The 16,632-nt window shown below is 64.4% G+C and carries 9 protein-coding genes and 1 pseudogene; 3 read left to right on the top strand and 7 right to left on the bottom strand.

Annotation, left to right across the window (positions count from 1 at the left end):
- Nucleotides 1-259 precede the first annotated feature (259 nt).
- The 7 genes and pseudogenes from OU997_RS07500 to OU997_RS07475 form a co-directional block, all read right to left on the bottom strand.
- On the bottom strand, nucleotides 260-844 hold the full coding sequence (locus OU997_RS07500; protein WP_267809540.1) for a hypothetical protein: 585 nt from the start codon (nucleotides 842-844) through the stop codon (nucleotides 260-262).
- Nucleotides 841-2,082 (bottom strand): peptidylprolyl isomerase, encoded by a 1,242-nt coding sequence (locus OU997_RS07495; RefSeq protein ID WP_108487240.1) that lies wholly within the window; start codon nucleotides 2,080-2,082, stop codon nucleotides 841-843. Before OU997_RS07495 ends, OU997_RS07500 begins: the two co-directional genes overlap by 4 nt.
- Nucleotides 2,083-2,092: 10 nt before the next feature.
- Nucleotides 2,093-3,082 carry a phospholipase gene (locus tag OU997_RS07490; protein ID WP_108487239.1) on the bottom strand — a complete coding sequence of 330 codons (990 nt, stop codon included), beginning with the start codon at nucleotides 3,080-3,082 and terminating at the stop codon, nucleotides 2,093-2,095.
- 217 nt (nucleotides 3,083-3,299) lie between these two features.
- Complete coding sequence (locus OU997_RS07485; protein WP_420713272.1) at nucleotides 3,300-4,427, bottom strand: methyl-accepting chemotaxis protein; 1,128 nt, start codon at nucleotides 4,425-4,427, stop codon at nucleotides 3,300-3,302.
- 132 nt (nucleotides 4,428-4,559) lie between these two features.
- Nucleotides 4,560-4,889, bottom strand: a pseudogene (locus OU997_RS20975) (PAS domain-containing protein); the annotation flags it as partial.
- Entirely contained in the window at nucleotides 4,886-7,114 is a 2,229-nt protein-coding gene (locus OU997_RS07480; RefSeq protein ID WP_108487237.1) for a putative bifunctional diguanylate cyclase/phosphodiesterase, read from the bottom strand. The gene OU997_RS07480 and the pseudogene OU997_RS20975, both read right to left, overlap by 4 nt.
- Before the next feature lie 221 nt (nucleotides 7,115-7,335).
- On the bottom strand, nucleotides 7,336-7,653 hold the full coding sequence (locus tag OU997_RS07475) for a hypothetical protein (protein WP_256583083.1): 318 nt from the start codon (nucleotides 7,651-7,653) through the stop codon (nucleotides 7,336-7,338).
- A gap of 131 nt (nucleotides 7,654-7,784) precedes the next feature.
- Here OU997_RS07475 and recC point away from each other — a divergent pair, with 131 nt between their 5' ends.
- From recC to recD, 3 genes are all read left to right on the top strand, one after another.
- Entirely contained in the window at nucleotides 7,785-11,039 is a 3,255-nt protein-coding gene (gene recC, locus OU997_RS07470; RefSeq protein WP_267809538.1) for an exodeoxyribonuclease V subunit gamma, read from the top strand.
- The gene (gene recB, locus OU997_RS07465; protein ID WP_267809537.1) at nucleotides 11,036-14,581 is read left to right on the top strand and encodes an exodeoxyribonuclease V subunit beta; all 3,546 of its coding nucleotides are present in this window, start codon (nucleotides 11,036-11,038) and stop codon (nucleotides 14,579-14,581) included. Before recC ends, recB begins: the two co-directional genes overlap by 4 nt.
- 112 nt (nucleotides 14,582-14,693) lie before the next feature.
- Nucleotides 14,694-16,538, top strand: a complete 1,845-nt coding sequence (recD, locus tag OU997_RS07460) for an exodeoxyribonuclease V subunit alpha (RefSeq protein WP_267809536.1) — start codon at nucleotides 14,694-14,696, stop codon at nucleotides 16,536-16,538.
- Nucleotides 16,539-16,632: the final 94 nt, after the last annotated feature.

Here is a 16,632-nt window from a genome sequence, read left to right as displayed (position 1 = left end):
ACAGCGTGTGAAAATTTATTCAGATAAATATTTTGGATCTGAATAGAATTTGTTTTGGTGCTAATTGCTCGCTGCCGTTTAAGCGCCGCTCGCCATCCCGCCGTTCTTTTGTGCGCCACGGGTATTACGCCATGCATCTATTGTCAGGCTTTTACTGCGCATGCCTGCAGTACGAGCGAGGGATGGCCGGCCGAAGTTCCTGCTTCGGGTGGTGAGTCGATTAGAGCATTTGGGCACCCATCGGATGAGCGTATTTCTGTCACTCGCCTCCATCCGGTAACAGTTCCGGTCTTTCCCTCAGCAGTTTGTTCTGCAGCATTTCCAGCTGCTCCAGCGCGGCGCGGGCTTCGTCGAGTTCGGTTTGGCTGCGTTCGCCGGATTGCGCGGCTTGTTCGATGCGCTCGCGGATGGCGGGGATCTGCTGGACGCCGCTGGCGTAGGCCATGATCTGGTCGCGGGTTTGTTGTTCTTCGAAGGCGTTGTACTGCGCCGGATCGGCCATTTGGGCGGGGCTGGCGGGTTGGCGCGGTTTGAGTTGGCCCAGGGCCGGGCTGCGTGGGTCACCCTGATCGGCCATAAGCTGAATCAGCATCTGCGCTTCCTGGGCATTCAGGGGCGGTTCGCTGGGCGGTGCTTCCACAGGTTGTTCCGCAGGTGTTGGGGTTGCCGCTGGCTGCTGTTTCGGCAGTGCGGCGGGCATCTCTGGCAGGCGAATGGGCGGACTGATTGGTGTTGCAGTCTGTGCTGCAACGGCAGGTGTGATATCAGCCTGGGGCGTGCGCACAACGACGATGGTCACCGCGGTGATCACGCCGAGTAGGCCGATACCGAGCCAGGCCTTCATAGCCCTTCTACCTTGGCGTTGGCCAGCAGAGCGTCGACGCGAGCCTGGAAGGCTTGGGTCAGTTGCTCCTTGGCCACGGCCTGGTTGACCTCATACCGCACGCTGGGATCGCTCAGTGGCAGCTGTCGATCCTCGCGGCTGCGTACCTGCACGATCTCGAAGGCGCCGTCGATCAACATCGGTTGAGAAATGCTGTTTGCCTTCTGCAGCAGGGCGGTCTTGCGCAGAAAATCCAGCGGCGCGTCCTGTGGGCGAATCAGGCCGAGGTCGCCGGGTGGCGTGTGGCTCTTGGTCTCAGCCAGTGAGTAGCGGCGCACGGCGTCATCGAAGCTCAGGCCCTGTTGCAGTTCGGCATACACCCGGTCGGCACTGGCTTGATCAGCCAGGCGGATATGGCTGGCCTGCACCTGGGCAACGTTCAGGTAGAGCTGCAGGTTGCGCTGGTAGTAAGCCTCGGCGTCCGCATCGCTGACCCGGCTAGCGCGTTCGCGCAGGCCGGCGGTTTCATGGTGAAAGTCGTTGTGCAGGCCAAGCTGGTGCAGGTACTTGTGGCGGACGAGTTTGTCGCGCACCAGCTGGCGGATGCCGGCCTGTTCGTCCGTGCTAAAGCCTTTCTCGCCGAGCTGATACCAGAGGTAGTCACGCAGCGCCTGCTGGCGCACCTGTTCAGCCAGGTACACCAGGTTGCCCTGTTGCAGCTCCACGCGGCCTTGTACGTTGTCGCCTTGATACAGCTCCAGCAGGTTCAGGCGTTGTTCGGCCTGGCCGGGGAATTGCCAACTGATTAGCTGCACCTGGGCAGCATCGGTTTGTTGTTGGGGGCTCAACTGCAGGCTGTCGAGCACCACGCCTTGGGTTGGCGCGGTCAGTACCTGGCGCATGCGGGCACTGCTCAGCGCCTGTGGCTGACGCAGAAAGGGGCGTACATCGTGGTCGAATTGGCGGCCGTAGACCTGCTCGATCAGATTGCTCGCCTCGCGCTCGACCAAGGCATCCAAATCGCTGCTGTATTTGGTATTCAGTTCGTCTTCCACCTCACGGGCCAGCAGGTGGTTTTCCGCCAGGCCTGTGCGCAGCAGGCGCAGGTCGGTGTTGAATTTGACCCGGGTCATGGCCTGTTCCAGCAGGCCGATGCTTTTGCCAGGCAGGCGTTCACCGTTGATGTGCAGGTCCTGGCTGCCCAGGGCTGACAGGCAGATGCCGGTCAGCCCCAGTACCAGCAAACTGCGCTGGATCATCGCGCGCACCTTACAGGCCACCCTGGCCGTAGAAGGTGTTGGCACCCTTGGTCAGCACGCTGACGGTGAGGGCGATGGACTCCGGAATCAGCTCCTTGGCCACCCGCAGGCGGGTAGCGTAGCTGGTGTCATACAGCGGCTCGGGGCGCTGGTAGGCCACTTGCGCGGTCTGGGTCAGCAGCTCGCGGATCGGCTTTTGCGGGTCGTAACTGCCCACCCGGTTGGCCACCGCGGCGATATTGTTCAGGCCTTCGCTGAAGTAATGATCGTCCACCCAGCCTTCCCAGCCGGAGTGACCGTTGCCCGAGGTGACCCAGGCGTGGTGTGGCTGCGCCACATCGCCGGTGGTGTGCAGTGAGTAGCCGATGGTTTGCAGCGAGGGGGCGTTTTTGAACTGATCGAACCAGTATTTGGCCAGGTTATCGATGGGCTGAAAGGCCGCAGTCTGGAAGTCGCCATAGTGCGTCTGCCAGTTGGAGGACGTGCCCTGACGGTAATGCGCTTCGGTGGTGTCGAAGTCGCTTTTCTTCAGCTCGCGGTTGTACAGGTAAACCATGGCGTACCAGTCAACGTCGCCGCTCCAGCTGCCATCCACCTTGCGGTAGCGGTAGTCGTAGCCGCCGTGGTCATTGCCGTGTGCGTCACCCTGACGGGCCATGTTGATGAAGTGCCAATAGGAGGTGTAGTTGACCAGCGAAGCGGCGGCGCCATACACCGGCGCGTGCTCGTAGCCGACCCACCAGCCACCCAGACGGGTGTCCTGGAAATCATCGACGTCGTAGGCGGCCTGGCCGAGGATTTCCCCCGCGCGGGCTTCGCTGCCGGCGGCGCCGACATAGAACTGGTAGGCGCGTTTCATCTCGGGCGTGGCGTGCGCCGAGTTGAGGAAGGCCAGGGCGTCTTTGACGATGTTTTTGTGCGTAGGTTGCGACCAGGCGCTGGCATGGCTGGCGCTAAAAGCCAGGCCTAGACCAACGACCAGGGAGGTGAGGGTTTTCATAGGGAAGGCGCTCTTTTGTTGTTGGAGTTGAGCAGTATTAGCGGTCATTGATGGCAAAAAGGTTGCAATGCCGCATGTCAACTTAAAGCGGGTGCGCCGCGTTACCTCAACCCAACCAAGGTTGGGTGGTATAGACCAATTTTCTTGGGGTGTTACTTCGCGTCGTTGTCCTCGTGAGGCAGGGCACCTGTCTCGCTGCTTTCCAGCGCCGCATCGGTCAGGCGTGGCGTTGATGGCTGTGGAATTGCTCCACCAGCAGTTGCAGACGCTCGGCCAGCTTCGCCAGGTGTTGGGCGCTGTGGCGACTCTGATCACTGGCGGCCACGCTGCTCAGGTTCGCCTCGCGGATGGCGCAGAGGTTGAGCTGAATGCTGTCACCCACCGTGCTTTGCTGCTCCACTGCCGCGGCAATCTGGATGTTCATGTCGCTGATCTGCGCCACCCGCTGGTTGATTCCGCCCAGCGCTTCGGCGGCCTGCAGCGCCTGTTCGACACTCGCCTGCGCCTGGGTCTGGCTGCGCGCCATGGCGGCCACCGCGTCACGCGTGCCCAGCTGCAGGGCATTGATAATGGCATGGATCTTTGCCGTAGATTGCTGGGTCCGTTGTGCCAGGCCGCGCACTTCATCGGCCACCACGGCAAAGCCGCGTCCGGCCTCACCGGCGCGTGCCGCCTCAATGGCGGCGTTAAGGGCCAGCAGGTTGGTTTGCTCGGCAATGCTCTGGATCACATCGAGCACCTGGTAGATGTCCTGGCTGTGCAGCTCCAGCTGCTGGATCACCTGATGGCCGTGCAGCACTTCCGCTGCGAGGGTGGCGATCTGCTGGCGGGTTTCCTCGACCAGTTGCAGGCCGTTGACGGTTTCCAGATCGGCCTGGCTGGCGGCATTGGCACTGAGCTGGGCGTGGCGCGCCACCTCCTGCACGCTGCTGGCCATCTGGCTGATGGCACTGCTGACCTGCTCGGTCTCTGTGTGTTGCTGCAGGCTGGCCTGGTTGCTGCTGTCGATGGCATTGGCCAGTTCGGCGGCATCCTGGCTGAGTTCCCGGGCCGAGTTGGCCAGGCGTCCGACCACTGCACCGGACTCGACCCGCAGGCTGTGCAGGGCGAAGGCCAATTGGCCGAATTCGTCACGGCGGCCGCTGTAGACCCACTGGTTCAGCGGGTTGTCGACCAGGGCGCGGGCTTCCTGACAGAGCTGGTGCAGTGGCCGCAGTGCCAGGTGGCAGCCTGCCGACAGCAAGGCGCTCAACCCCAATCCGCCGCTGACGGCCAGCCAGCCGGGCAGGCTGCCACTGGTTGCCAGAACGGCGGCGCAGGCGAGGATGGGCAGGCTGAGCAGCACGCTCAAGCGATTGGCCAGCGGCAGCCGCAGTGGACGCAGTTGCTGTGGGCTGCGCCCTGCCCGCAACTGGCCGTACAACCACTCGGCTCGGGCGATGCGCTCGGGTGTGGTGCGTGTGCGCACGGACTGGTATTCCACCGTTTGGCCATTGCGCACCACCGGGGTGACGTAGGCGCTGACCCAATAGTGATCGCCATTCTTGCAACGATTTTTCACCAGGCCCATCCACGAGCGGCGCGCCTTGAGGGTTTGCCACAGTTCGCTGAAGGCGGCACTGGGCATATCCGGGTGACGCACGATGTTGTGGTTCTGGCCGAGCAGTTCAGCCTCGTCGAAACCGCTGATGCGGATGAAATCAGGGTTGATGTAGCTGATCGCACCCTTGAGGTTGGTGGTGGAGAGGATGTTGGCGTCTTCTGGCACGCTGACGTCGTGCTGACTAACGGGCAGGTTGGTTTTCATGATTCGATCGGCTCTTCGGCTGAGGGCAAGCGGGTGCTCATGCGGCTGAACAGGGGTTGCAGTTCATGGGCGCTGCAGGGACGGCTGAACCAGAAGCCCTGGGCCAGTTGGCAGTTCTGCGTGCGCAGAAAATCCAGGTGGGCGGCGTGCTCCACGCCTTCGGCGATGACCTCCAGGCCGAGGCTGTGGCCCAGGCCGATGATCGCCCGGCTGATGGCTTGCAGTTCGGCATCTTCGGGCACGCCGCCGATAAAGCTCTTGTCGACCTTGAGGATGTGCAGTGGAAAGCGTTTGAGGTAACCCAGTGAGGAATAGCCGGTGCCGAAATCATCCAGGGCCAGTTGAATACCCAGGTTGGCGAGGGCGCGCAGGGTGATCAGGGTTGCGGTGCTGTCTTCCAGCAACTGGCTTTCGGTGATTTCCAGCACCAGACAGGAGGGCGGCAAACCGGTGTCCTGCAGGATGGCGGTGAGCCGGTTGACAAAGTCGTCCTGGCGCAACTGCCGGCTGGAAAGATTTACGGCGCAGTGCAGTTGCGTGTGCCCGGCCTGTTGCCAGGCGCGCACCTGGCGGCAAGCCTGGCGCAGCACCCAGTCGCCGACCGGAACAATCTCCCCGGACTCTTCCAGTGAGGGGATGAACTCCAGCGGTGCGACCAGCTTTTCGCCGCGTTGCCAGCGCAGCAGGGCCTCGACCCCGACGACCTGAGTGCCCGTGCCATCACTGCGACAGATTGGCTGGTAGTGCAGGACAAACTCATCACGCAGCAGGGCCTGGCCGAGAGCGCTTTCCAGTTCCAGCTGATGATGCGCGCTGGCCTGCAGTTCAGCGCTGAACCGGGCGAACTGAGCCTTGCCGGCTTGTTTGGCTTGATACAGGGCCAGGTCGGCGGCCTGCAGGGCATCCTCGGCGGCATCACTGGCCTGCAACGCGGTGATGCCGATGCTGGCGCTGACCACCAGCACCTGCTCCTGTACATGCAGGGGCAGGTGCAGGCTGTCGAGCATGCGCTGGGCCACCTGCTCGGCATCGCTGGTACTGGCCAGGTCGGTGAGCAGCACCACAAATTCATCACCGCCAAAGCGGCACACGTGATCACCGGGGCGCAGGCAGTGGTTCAGGCGGCGGCTGATCTCGATCAGTACCTGATCGCCGCAGGAGTGACCGAGGCTGTCGTTGATCAGCTTGAAGCGGTCGAGGTCGATAAACAGCAGTGCGGCTGCACGCGCGCCCTCTTTGCCCAGCTGTTGCAGGGCTTGCAGCAGCAGCTCGTCGAGGCGCAGGCGGTTGCCCAGGCCGGTCAGCGGGTCGTGGCGGGCGGCGTGGCGCAGTTGCTGTTCGACGGCCTTGCGTGCGCTGATGTCGCTCTGCGAACCGGCGATGCGCTGTTGCCCGCTGGCATCGCTCTGCGCCACGCCACGCACCAGCACCCAGAGGTAATCGCCATTGCAGCGGCGGATGCGGTACTCGTGGTGCAACAGCGGGCTGGCGCCACTGAGGTGGCTTTCCAGGGCCTGGCGCAACGCCGGCAGGTCGTCCGGGTGCACGCGGCTGAACCAGCTGGCGCTGCTTTCGCCGAGCTGATCACGGTCGAGGTCGAGCATGCGGGCCCAGCGTGCCGAGACATATAGACGATCGTGCTGCAGGTGCCAGTCCCAGATGCCGTCATTGGCGCCACGCAAGGCCCGGGCGAACCGCGCTTCGCTGTCTTCCAGGGCCTTGCGCTGGGCGGCGCTGTAGGTGTCGATGGCCAGCGTCATGTCGAAGAACACTGCTTTCAACAGGCTGGCGTAGAGAGCCTGGTCGGGATGCTCCGCGAATAGGCGGGCGAGGACTTCATCGAGGTACAGCCGGTAACCGGCCATGTACCATTTCAGTTCGATGCCGGCCAGCTGGTGGATCAGCCCGATGCGCAGGCGGCTGGCCACGTAGTCGGCGTTGTAGGGGCCGTGCCAGAGGCGCTGGTAGTAATCCAGCTGGCTGTGCTTGAGGCGTTGCAGGGTGGATGCGCTGCTGATCAGGCTGGCGGGGCCGGGAAAGCCGGCCAGGTGTCCGTAAAGGCGCTCGGTAAAGGCCTGTTGGGTGTCGCTCATGTGCGCGGCGGCGCTATTCAGGCGTGTGGCGTCGGCATCCTGCCAGTCGAGGAGTTTGCGCCGCTCATGCACGTCACGGCGGTTGAGGCCGATGCGCTGGATCAGCTCATCGAGTGCGGCTACTGAGTTCATCTTCCCTCCCTGCTGTTGTTGTTTTGCAGTCATGCACAGTGGTCAGCGCCTCGCCCGGATGCTGCGCGGCCAAGTGGCCCCCACAAATCGCAGCCATAAAAAAAGCGCCGCAGCATTACGTTCGTGATGAACGCACTGCTGCGGCGCTTCGTCTTGCAGGCCCTGTGTCCTGCCCGGCAAAGCCGGTTCCCGCCGTGGCGGAACCTACTTGAACGCTAGTTCTACTCTATTTTCCGGGTGGCTGACAATTCCTCCAGCAAGCCCTCCAGGCGCGTGCGCAGCTCACCCAGCTCGCGGGATTTGAACGCATGGCGGGTACGCATGAGGGTGGCGATCGTATCGCTCAGGGCCGCATGCAGCAGATCTTCTGCCGGCGGGCTGGGTGCCTGTAGCCAGTGGCACAGCGGTGCCTGACTGCAGTCGCTGGTGACACAGATGACCTCACCGGCGCTGGTCTGGCTGGCCAGCCATTGGCGCAGGCGCAGACCCAGTGATGCGTCTGTGCAGATGATCCGTGGTGTAGGGGCGAGGGTACACATAGAGGCGGCACTTTAACGGTGCACTCCCGGGGAAACATTGATCGGTGTCAACGCGTCTGCCTCGGCTGAACACCTGCTGTGCCGCCGCTGAACTGCTACCCTAGCGCCTTCGACAGCAGGCCGGTTGCCCAATGTTCACCCTCTACCATGCCCCCGATCTGGAAACCCTTGGCGAACTGGCGACCACGCTGCTCGCCACGCCAATGCGCGAGCCGTTTGCGCCGGCCTGGGTGGTGGTGCCGAGTCAGGGCATGGGACGCTGGCTGACGCTGGAGCTGGCGCGCAAGCAGGGCATTGCCATGCAGCTGGACGTGCAGCTGCCGGCCAAGTTCGTCTGGGACATCTCGCGCCTGTGCCTGGGGCAACTGCCGGAGCAATCGGCGTTCAGCCCCAGCAGCCTGAGCTGGCGCTTGTATGACTGGCTGTGCGAGCCCGCTCACTTGGCTGAAGCGCCACGTCTGGCGCATTACCTGGACGGTGGCGATGAGCGCCGAAGGCTGTCGCTGGCCGTGAAGATCGCCGACGTATTCGACCAATACCTGCTGTATCGCGACGACTGGCTGGCCGCCTGGGAACGCAACGAGCGGCTTGATCTTGGCGCGGATGAAGCCTGGCAAGCGCTGCTCTGGCGCGAGCTGACCAAAGACGGCCATCCACACCGCGCCCGCTTGCTGGAAGAGCTGCTCGCCCGCCTGTATGACGCCACACCCATCGCCGGGCTGCCCGAGCGCGTGCTGGTGTTCGGTATCAGCGCGTTGCCACCGCACCACATGCGCGTACTGGAAGGCCTGGCGCGGCACACCGAGGTGATTGTTTTCGCCCTCAACCCGTGTCGCGAAGCCTGGGGCGAGATTCGCGATATCCGCGAACTGGCGCGGCAACCCGAAGCCAACCCCGAAGACTGGTACTTGGATGTCGGCCATCCGTTATTGGCCAGCCTGGGCAAACAGGGCCGCGATTTTTTCGACAGCCTGTTTAGCCTGGCCTCCAGCGAAGGCAGTCAGGAAATCGGCCTGTATTCCGAAGATGAAGACCTGCACGACGCCAGCCTGTTGCAGGCATTGCAGAACGACATCCTGCGCCTGCGCACCCGCACCGCCGATGAACGTTTGCTGCTGCGTGAGGACGATCGCTCGCTGGAACTGCACGTCGCCCACTCGCCGCTGCGCGAAGTGGAAATCCTGCATGACCAACTGCTCGCCCGCTTTGCCGCCGACCCCGCGCTGACGCCCGATCAGGTGGTGGTGCTGACCCCGGACATCGAGCGGTATGCGCCCTATATCGAAGCGGTGTTCGCCCCGCGCGACGGTGTGCCGCGCGTGCCGTTCAGCCTGGCCGACCGCAGCCTGCGCGCGGAAATCCCGCTGATCGAAGCCTTCCTCAACCTGTTGGCGCTGCCGGACAGCCGTTTTGCCGCCGAGGAAATCCTCGCCTGGCTGGAGCAACCAGCCATTGCCCGTCGCGTCGGCATTGAGGCAGAAGATTTACCGCTGCTGCGCGACTGGCTGCGCGACGCGGGCGTGCGCTGGGGCCGCGATGAAACGCACCGTGAGCAACTGGGCCTGCCGGCCGACGCGGCCTTTACCTGGCGGCAAGGGCTGGACCGCCTGCTGCTGGGTTTTGCCGCGCCGCCGCAGCTGGCCGGTCTGGCTGCGCCGTTGCTGGGCGACAGTTGGCCGCTGGATGCGCTGGAAGGCGGCCGCGCACAACTGCTCGGGCGCTTGGCCGGTTTTGTCGAGCGCTTGGCCGTGCTGGCGCAGAGCCTGCAACGGCCGCGCGCCCTGGGCGAATGGGCCGGATCCCTGCAAGGGTTGATCGATCAGCTGTTTGACGAGCGCGAGGCCGGTGACACCCTGTTGCTGCTGTCCAAGGCCTGCGCGGCGCTCAAAGAACAGGGCGACGCCTCGGGGATTGAGCGGCCAATTGAGCTGGCGCTAATTCGTCAGCAACTGACCGCCGCCTTGGAGCAGGGCAGCGCCGCTTCGGGCTTTCTCACCGGCGCGGTGACCTTCTGCACCATGGTGCCGATGCGCAGCCTGCCGTTTCGGCTGGTCTGCCTGCTCGGTCTGGATGACGGTGCCTTGCCGCGCCGCACCCCGGCAGCGGGCTTTGACCTGATCAGCCAGAAACCCCGCCGCGGCGACCGCGCACGGCGGCTGGATGACCGTTACCTGCTGCTGGAAATTTTGCTCTCGGCGCGGGGCGGCCTGTACCTGAGCTATGTCGGCCGTGATCCACGCAGCAACGCCGAGCTGCCGCCTTCGGTACTGGTCAGCGAGCTGCTGGATGTGGTTGATCTGACGGCGATCGATGGCAACGGCCCGGCTAGCACGAGGATTACCCACCACCATCCGCTGCAGCCCTTCGCCCCCGGCAACTTCGCTGGCAACTGCCATGCCGGCTTTGCCGCGCCCTGGTTCCACGCCGCGCAGCGTTTGAGTCAGGCGGTGCAAGCCCCTGCGCCCTTTGCCAGCGCTCTGGATGCACCGGATGCGGACGGGTTAAGCATCGAACCCAGTCAGTTGATTCACTGCTTTAAACATCCGGCGCGCTACCTGCTGGAACAACGCCTCGGCCTGCGTTTGGCGCAAACCGAAGAAGCCCTCGCCGGTGACGAGCCGTTCAGCGTCGAGTGGACCAGTCAGCACGGCTTGCGTCAGCTGGCCTTGCAGGCCACCGAGAACGGCTGGAGTGAACGCCAGGAGCGCGCCGTGGCGGCGGCTTCCGGCTGGCTGCCGGTGGGCGAGTTGGGCCAGGCGCACTGGGGGCAAATTCGCGGGCCGATCCGCGCCTTTGCGCCGACCCTGTTTGACGAGCGCCCGGAGGACGCGCCGCAACCGCTGTTGGTCGATATCGAACTGGCGGGTGTGCGCATCCACGGCTGGCTGGATGGCGTGACCCGTGAAGGGTTGTTTGATTACCGCCTGCGTGATCTCGGCGCTTGGGAGCTGGCGCCGTTCTGGCTGCGCCATCTGCTGCTCAACTGCGCGGCCAGCCCCGAGATCAGCCGCGACAGCCGCCTGCTCTCACCGAAAAGCGAATGGCGTCTGGGCGCGTTGGCCAATGCCCGTGAGCTGCTCTTACCCTGGCTGGAGGCCTACAAACGCGCGCTGTGCGAGCCGCTGCCGCTGTTCGCCAAATGCAGCCACGGTTTTGCTCACAAATGGCGCAACCCCGGGCGTAAAGAGCCAATTGACGCCGCCCGCAGCGAAGCGCGGGTGATGTGGCAAGGCAATGACTTTATGACCGGTGAAGGCCAAGACCCCTGGAACGCCTTGGCCTTCCGCGACCGTGAAGCGCTGGATGAGCGCTTTGAAGTGTTGGCCGAACAACTCTACGGCCCGGCGCTGGACGCCCTGCAAGACAGTGACGAGGACGAAGCATGAGCAGCGCCAGCCTGAACCTGCTGCACGACAGCTTCACCGGTCGCTCGCTGATCGAGGCCAGCGCCGGCACCGGCAAGACTTGGACCCTGACCGCGTTATACGCGCGCCTGCTGCTGGAGAAGCAGCTCAACGTCAGCCAGATTCTGGTGGTGACCTTTACCACCGCTGCCACCGCCGAGCTGCGCGAACGCATTCGTAAGCGCCTGGCCGAGTTGCTGGCGGTCTATGAACAGGGGCCGGGCGACGACGCCTTGCTTAATGCGCTGCAAACCCAGTACCCGGATGCCGCCAGCCACCGGCGTTTGCTGCTGGCGGTGCACGGTTTTGACGAGGCGGCGATCTTCACCATCCACGGCTTCTGTCAGCGGGCGTTGCAGGACGCGGCGTTTGAAGCGGGGGGCGATTTCGACAACGAGCTGACCCACGACGACCGCGAGATTATCGACGCCCTGCTCGCCGACCTTTGGCGGCATGAGCTGGCCAGCGCCGAGCCGGAATGGGCGGCATTTCTGGTGCAGCAAAAGATCACCCCGCAAAGCCTGCGTCAGCGTTTGCGCAATCACCTGGGCAAACCCTACCTGCGCATCGAACCACAACCGGGCACGCGCTGTGAGATGAGCGCCCTGCGCGCTGCCTGGCAGCAGGCGCAGCGCCTTTGGCAGGGCGAAAGCGCCGGCTGGCTGGCGCAGCTCAAAGCCTTCGATGGCTTCAAGAGCAATATGTGCAACGCGGCCAAACTAGGCGTCTGGCAGGCCGAGCTGGACGGTTATTTCAGCGACGCCGCCGCGCTGTTCAGCAAGACCGAAGCGCATCGACGGCTGGCCCGCGAAGGGCTGAACAAGGCCAGCAAGAAGGGCTGCGAAGCCCCGGCTAATCCGCTGGCCGCTGCGCTGCAGGAACTCTGCGATGCCCTCGATGCCGCGCAACCCGAAGCCGAGCAACGCCTGATCGACCTGCAGGTGCGCTTGATTCATCAGCTCAACGAACAATTGCCCGCGCGCAAGGCGGCGCAACGCCTGCTGGCCTTCGATGACCTGCTCAACAAACTGCAGCAAGCCTTGCAGAGTGAGGGCGGCGAACATTTGGCGAGCACCCTGCGCACGCAGTATCCGGTTGCGCTGATCGATGAGTTTCAGGACACCGACCCGGTGCAGTACCGGGTGTTTCATCGCATTTATCAGGATTCCGGTGACCTGTGTTTTGTCGGCGATCCGAAGCAGGCCATCTACGCCTTCCGTGGCGCGGATCTGGCGACCTACCTCAAGGCCCGCAGCGAAGCCGCGCGGCAATACAGCCTGGCCACCAACCACCGCTCCACGCCCGCGCTGATCGCCGCGCTGAATCAGCTGTTCGACCGGCCCATGCCCTTTGCCGAGAAGGGCTTGGCTTATCAGCAGGTCGGGGCCAGCAGCAAGGCGCGGGCGCGACTGGTATTGCCGCGTATTGAGGATGAAACCGACGCGCCGCTGGCGTTGGTCTGGCTGGATAACGACTACCTGGGCAAGGGTGAAGCGGGGGCGTTAGTTGCTCGCGACACCGCGCGGCGCATTGCGGCGGTGCTCAGCGCCAGCAGCCGGGGGGAGGCCTATTTCGAACAGTCGGGTATCCATACGCCGTTAAAGGGCGGCGATATCGCCGTGCTGGTCGCCAGTCACCGTCAGGCCGGCGAAGTGGCCGCCGAACTGGCCGCCCGTGGCGTGCCCAGCGTGCGCCGAGGCAAGGAGAACGTCTGGCACAGCGAAGAGGCTGATGAGCTGTCCGCCGTGCTCGCTGCCTACGCTGAACCGGGCCGCGAGGGTGCCTTGCGCTATGCCCTGGCCAGCCGTTTGCTGGGCCGCAGCGCCGCCGATCTCGCCGCCTGCAGCGAGGATGCCCAAGCCTGGGACCGTGAGCGCGAAGCCGCCGAGCGCTATCACCAACTTTGGCAGCAACAAGGCTTTATGCGCGCTTTTCGCGCCTGGCTGGATGAGCAACAGGTGGCCCAGCGTCTGCTGGCGTTGGTCGATGGCGAGCGCCGCCTGACCAACCTGCTGCACCTGGCCGAGCTGCTGCAAACTGAAAGCCTGCAACGCCCCGGTCTGGAGCAATTACTCGCCTGGTTCAACGCCCAACGCAGCGCCGAAGCCCATGGCGAAGACGCCTTGCTGCGTTTGGAAAGCGATGCCGAGCGGGTGCAGATCGTCACCATCCACACCTCCAAAGGCCTGGAATACCCGCTGGTGTTCTGCCCCTACCTGTGGGACGGCGCGCTGCTGCGCCAGCATGAAGACATCAGCTGCCACGCCGACGACGGCACGCCGCTGCTGGACCTCGGCAGCGAACAGCTCGACGTGCACCGCGAGCGCGCCCGTCATGAGCGCTTCGCCGAAAAACTGCGCCTGACCTACGTCGCCCTGACCCGCGCGCGCGATCGCCTGTGGCTGCACTGGGGGCCGGTGGACTGCAAGCCGAAAAAGGACGGCAGCCTCGGCGACAGCGGCCTGCACAGCAGTGCCTTGGCCTGGCTGCTGCACGGCCGTGGGTTATCGGGTGAGGATGCCCTCGCCGAACTGGCCGGCCACCTGCAAAACCTCAGTCCGCAGGGTTTGCGTACGGAAGTCGAACAGTTGATCGCCAGCAGCCAAGGCCAGATGGCCATTCAACCGTTGCGTGACAGCGAGGCCAGCGCCGCCGGTGAACAACGCGCCCCGGCCCCACAGCAACTCGCCACCTTGCAGCGCAGCCTGCACAGCGCCTGGCGCATCGGCAGCTTCTCCGGGTTGGCCGCCGGTATGCACATGGAAGCCCCGGACCGCGACGGCCTGGTGCTGCCGGATGCCAGCGAGCCGGGCACGGGCTTCTTCGCCTTTCCCCGTGGTGCGCGGGCCGGTACCTGTCTGCACGCCATCCTCGAAGATTGGGCGCGCAGCAAAGGCGCGCTGGCTGAGCTGATCGAACCGGGGCTAAGCGGTCACGGCATCAGCAACGACTGGCAGGCCGTGGCGCTTGACCATCTGCAACAAGTGATCGACGCCGATCTGGACGGCCAGGGTCTGACCCTCGCTGGTCTGAATCCGACGCGCCGCTTGCCCGAACTTGGCTTTACCTTTCCCTTGGCCGGGCTGGATGTGCAGCGCCTGCGCGCCATTCTCTGCGACCCGACCCATGGACTGGCGGCACCGATGCGCGAGGCGGCGGCGCGCCTTGAATTCGACAGCCTCAAGGGCTTTCTCAAGGGCTTTATCGACCTGACCTTCGAGCACAACGGCCGCTGGTACATCGCCGATTACAAGTCCAACTGGCTCGGCCCGGATGCCAGCTACTACGGCGGCGAACGCCTGCTGCACGCCCTGGCCGCCGAGCATTACTACCTGCAATACCTGATCTACCTCGTGGCGCTGCGGCGCTTCCTGCGGCAGCGTCTGGATGACTTCCAGAATGAGCAACTGGGCGGCGCGTATTACCTGTTTCTGCGCGGCATGCCGAGCGCCGGGGTGTATTTCTCGCGGCCCAGCGATGGGCTGTTGGATGCGCTGGATACCTTGTTTGCGGAGGGGCGCTGATGCTGTTGGGTGATCCGGCGGGGATGTCTAGGGTAGGGTGGATGACGCTGTTTTCATCCACCACGGCGAACGGTGGATGGATGAAGCGTCATCCACCCTACGGGAGTGGACTATGACGCTTGCTGATTTGCCCCTTGGCCCGTTGGAGCGTGCGCTGGTCGCCAGCTTGCAGCGCCTTGATCCGCAGGCGTCGCCGGTGGTCTTGGCGTCAGCGGCGCTGCTGTGCATGGCCTTGGACAAAGGCGATGTGTGCCTGCCGTTGGCGCGCATGGCCGGGCAGCGGCCTTGGCCGGAGCATGCCTTCAACCTGCCGAAACTGGCGGACTGGCAGGCGCAGTTGCAGGCATCGGCGTTGGTCGGCGGCGAAGGCGCTTTCACACCGCTGATCCTTGAGCACGGCCGCCTTTATCTCGCGCGTTATCAGGCTTATGAGCGCCAGTTGGCCAAGCAGTTGCTGCAACGCGCCGCCGACCTGCCCGAAGTGGATGAGGCCCAGCTCAGTGAAAGCCTGACCCGACTATTTGCCTTTAACCAACAGCAACCCGACTGGCAGCGCCTGGCCGCCGCGCAAGCGGTGCGCCGCAAGCTGGCGGTGATCTCCGGCGGCCCCGGCACCGGCAAAACCACCACCGTGGTGCGTTTGCTGGCGGCGCTGCTTGAACAGCCCGGTTGCGAACATCCGGGCGGCGCTCCGCTGGCCATCGGCCTGGCCGCGCCTACCGGCAAAGCCGCGGCGCGCATGGCCGAAGCCATTCGCAATGCCAAAGCCGAGTTGCCGGTCAGCGAGGCGATCAAAGCCGCGCTGCCCGATGAGGCGCGCACCCTGCATCGCCTGCTCGGCAGCCGGGGCGACAGCCCGCAAGTGCGCCATCACGCGGCCAATCCGCTGGCGCTGGACGTGCTGGTGGTGGACGAAGCGTCGATGGTCGATCTGGCGCTGATGGCCAAACTGCTCGATGCGCTGCCGCCCACTGCACGATTGATCCTGCTTGGCGATAAAGACCAACTGTGCGCCGTGGAAGCCGGCGCGGTGTTTGCCGAACTCTGCGAGGGCCGTGGTTTTGATGCTCAGGCGGCGGGCGAACTGCAACGCATCACCGGCCAGCAGGTGCCGAGCAGCCAGCCGACCTCGCAACTGGGCGATGCGGTGGTGCTGCTCACCCACAGCCACCGCTTTGCCGGCGACAGCGGCATCGGCGAACTGGCGCGGCGCATTAATGGCGGCGATGTCAGCGGCACGCTGAACCTGCTCAAGGAAGGTCGCAGCGACCTGACCTGGATGGCCGCGCCAACGCCCAATGAGTTGCTGGAACGTCTGGATCAGGGCTACGCGCCCTATATCAGCGCCGCCAAAAGCGCCGACCCAGCGGCGGCCTTCGCCGCGTTCAATGCCTTTCGCGCACTCTGCGCTCAACGTGAGGGAGCCTGGGGCGTGGCCGGGATCAACGAAGCGCTGGAGGCACGGATCAAACGCCGCAGCCAGGTCCCCGCGCGCGAGCGCTGGTATGTCGGCCGACCGATCATGGTGCGGCAGAACGACTACGCCCTCGGCCTGTTCAACGGTGATATCGGCCTCTGCCTGCACACTGAATACGGCCTGCGCGTCTTTTTTGAAGGCGAAGACGGCTACCGCCCCTTCGCCCCGGCACGCCTGCCGAGCCACGACAGCGCCTTCGCCATGACCGTGCACAAAAGCCAGGGCTCGGAATTTGCCAACGTGCTGCTGGTGCTGCCCGAACTGCCCAGCCCCTTGCTCAGCCGCAGCCTGTTCTACACCGGCATCACCCGCGCCAAACACAAGGTGGAAATCTGGGCCTTACCCGCCCGCTTGGGCGAAGCCGTGGCCACCCGTGCCGAGCGTGCGGCGGGGTTGGCTGAGCGGCTGGCGACAAAACCTAACGACGCAGCGCCGGCACCCTCGATAGCAGAGGGCTTCAGCCAATTTGCGTTGTTTTGAGGGTGTAAAAGCTGTTGGGCTTCGCTGCGCTCAACACCAACCTACCGTCTGCCGGTAACGGTCAGTGCGCTTGTGCGGGTGGAAAATAGCGCCC

It is taken from the genome of Pseudomonas sp. SL4(2022) (assembly GCF_026625725.1).
Lineage (GTDB): Bacteria > Pseudomonadota > Gammaproteobacteria > Pseudomonadales > Pseudomonadaceae > Aquipseudomonas.
This window is presented reverse-complemented; position numbering and strand designations above follow the sequence as displayed.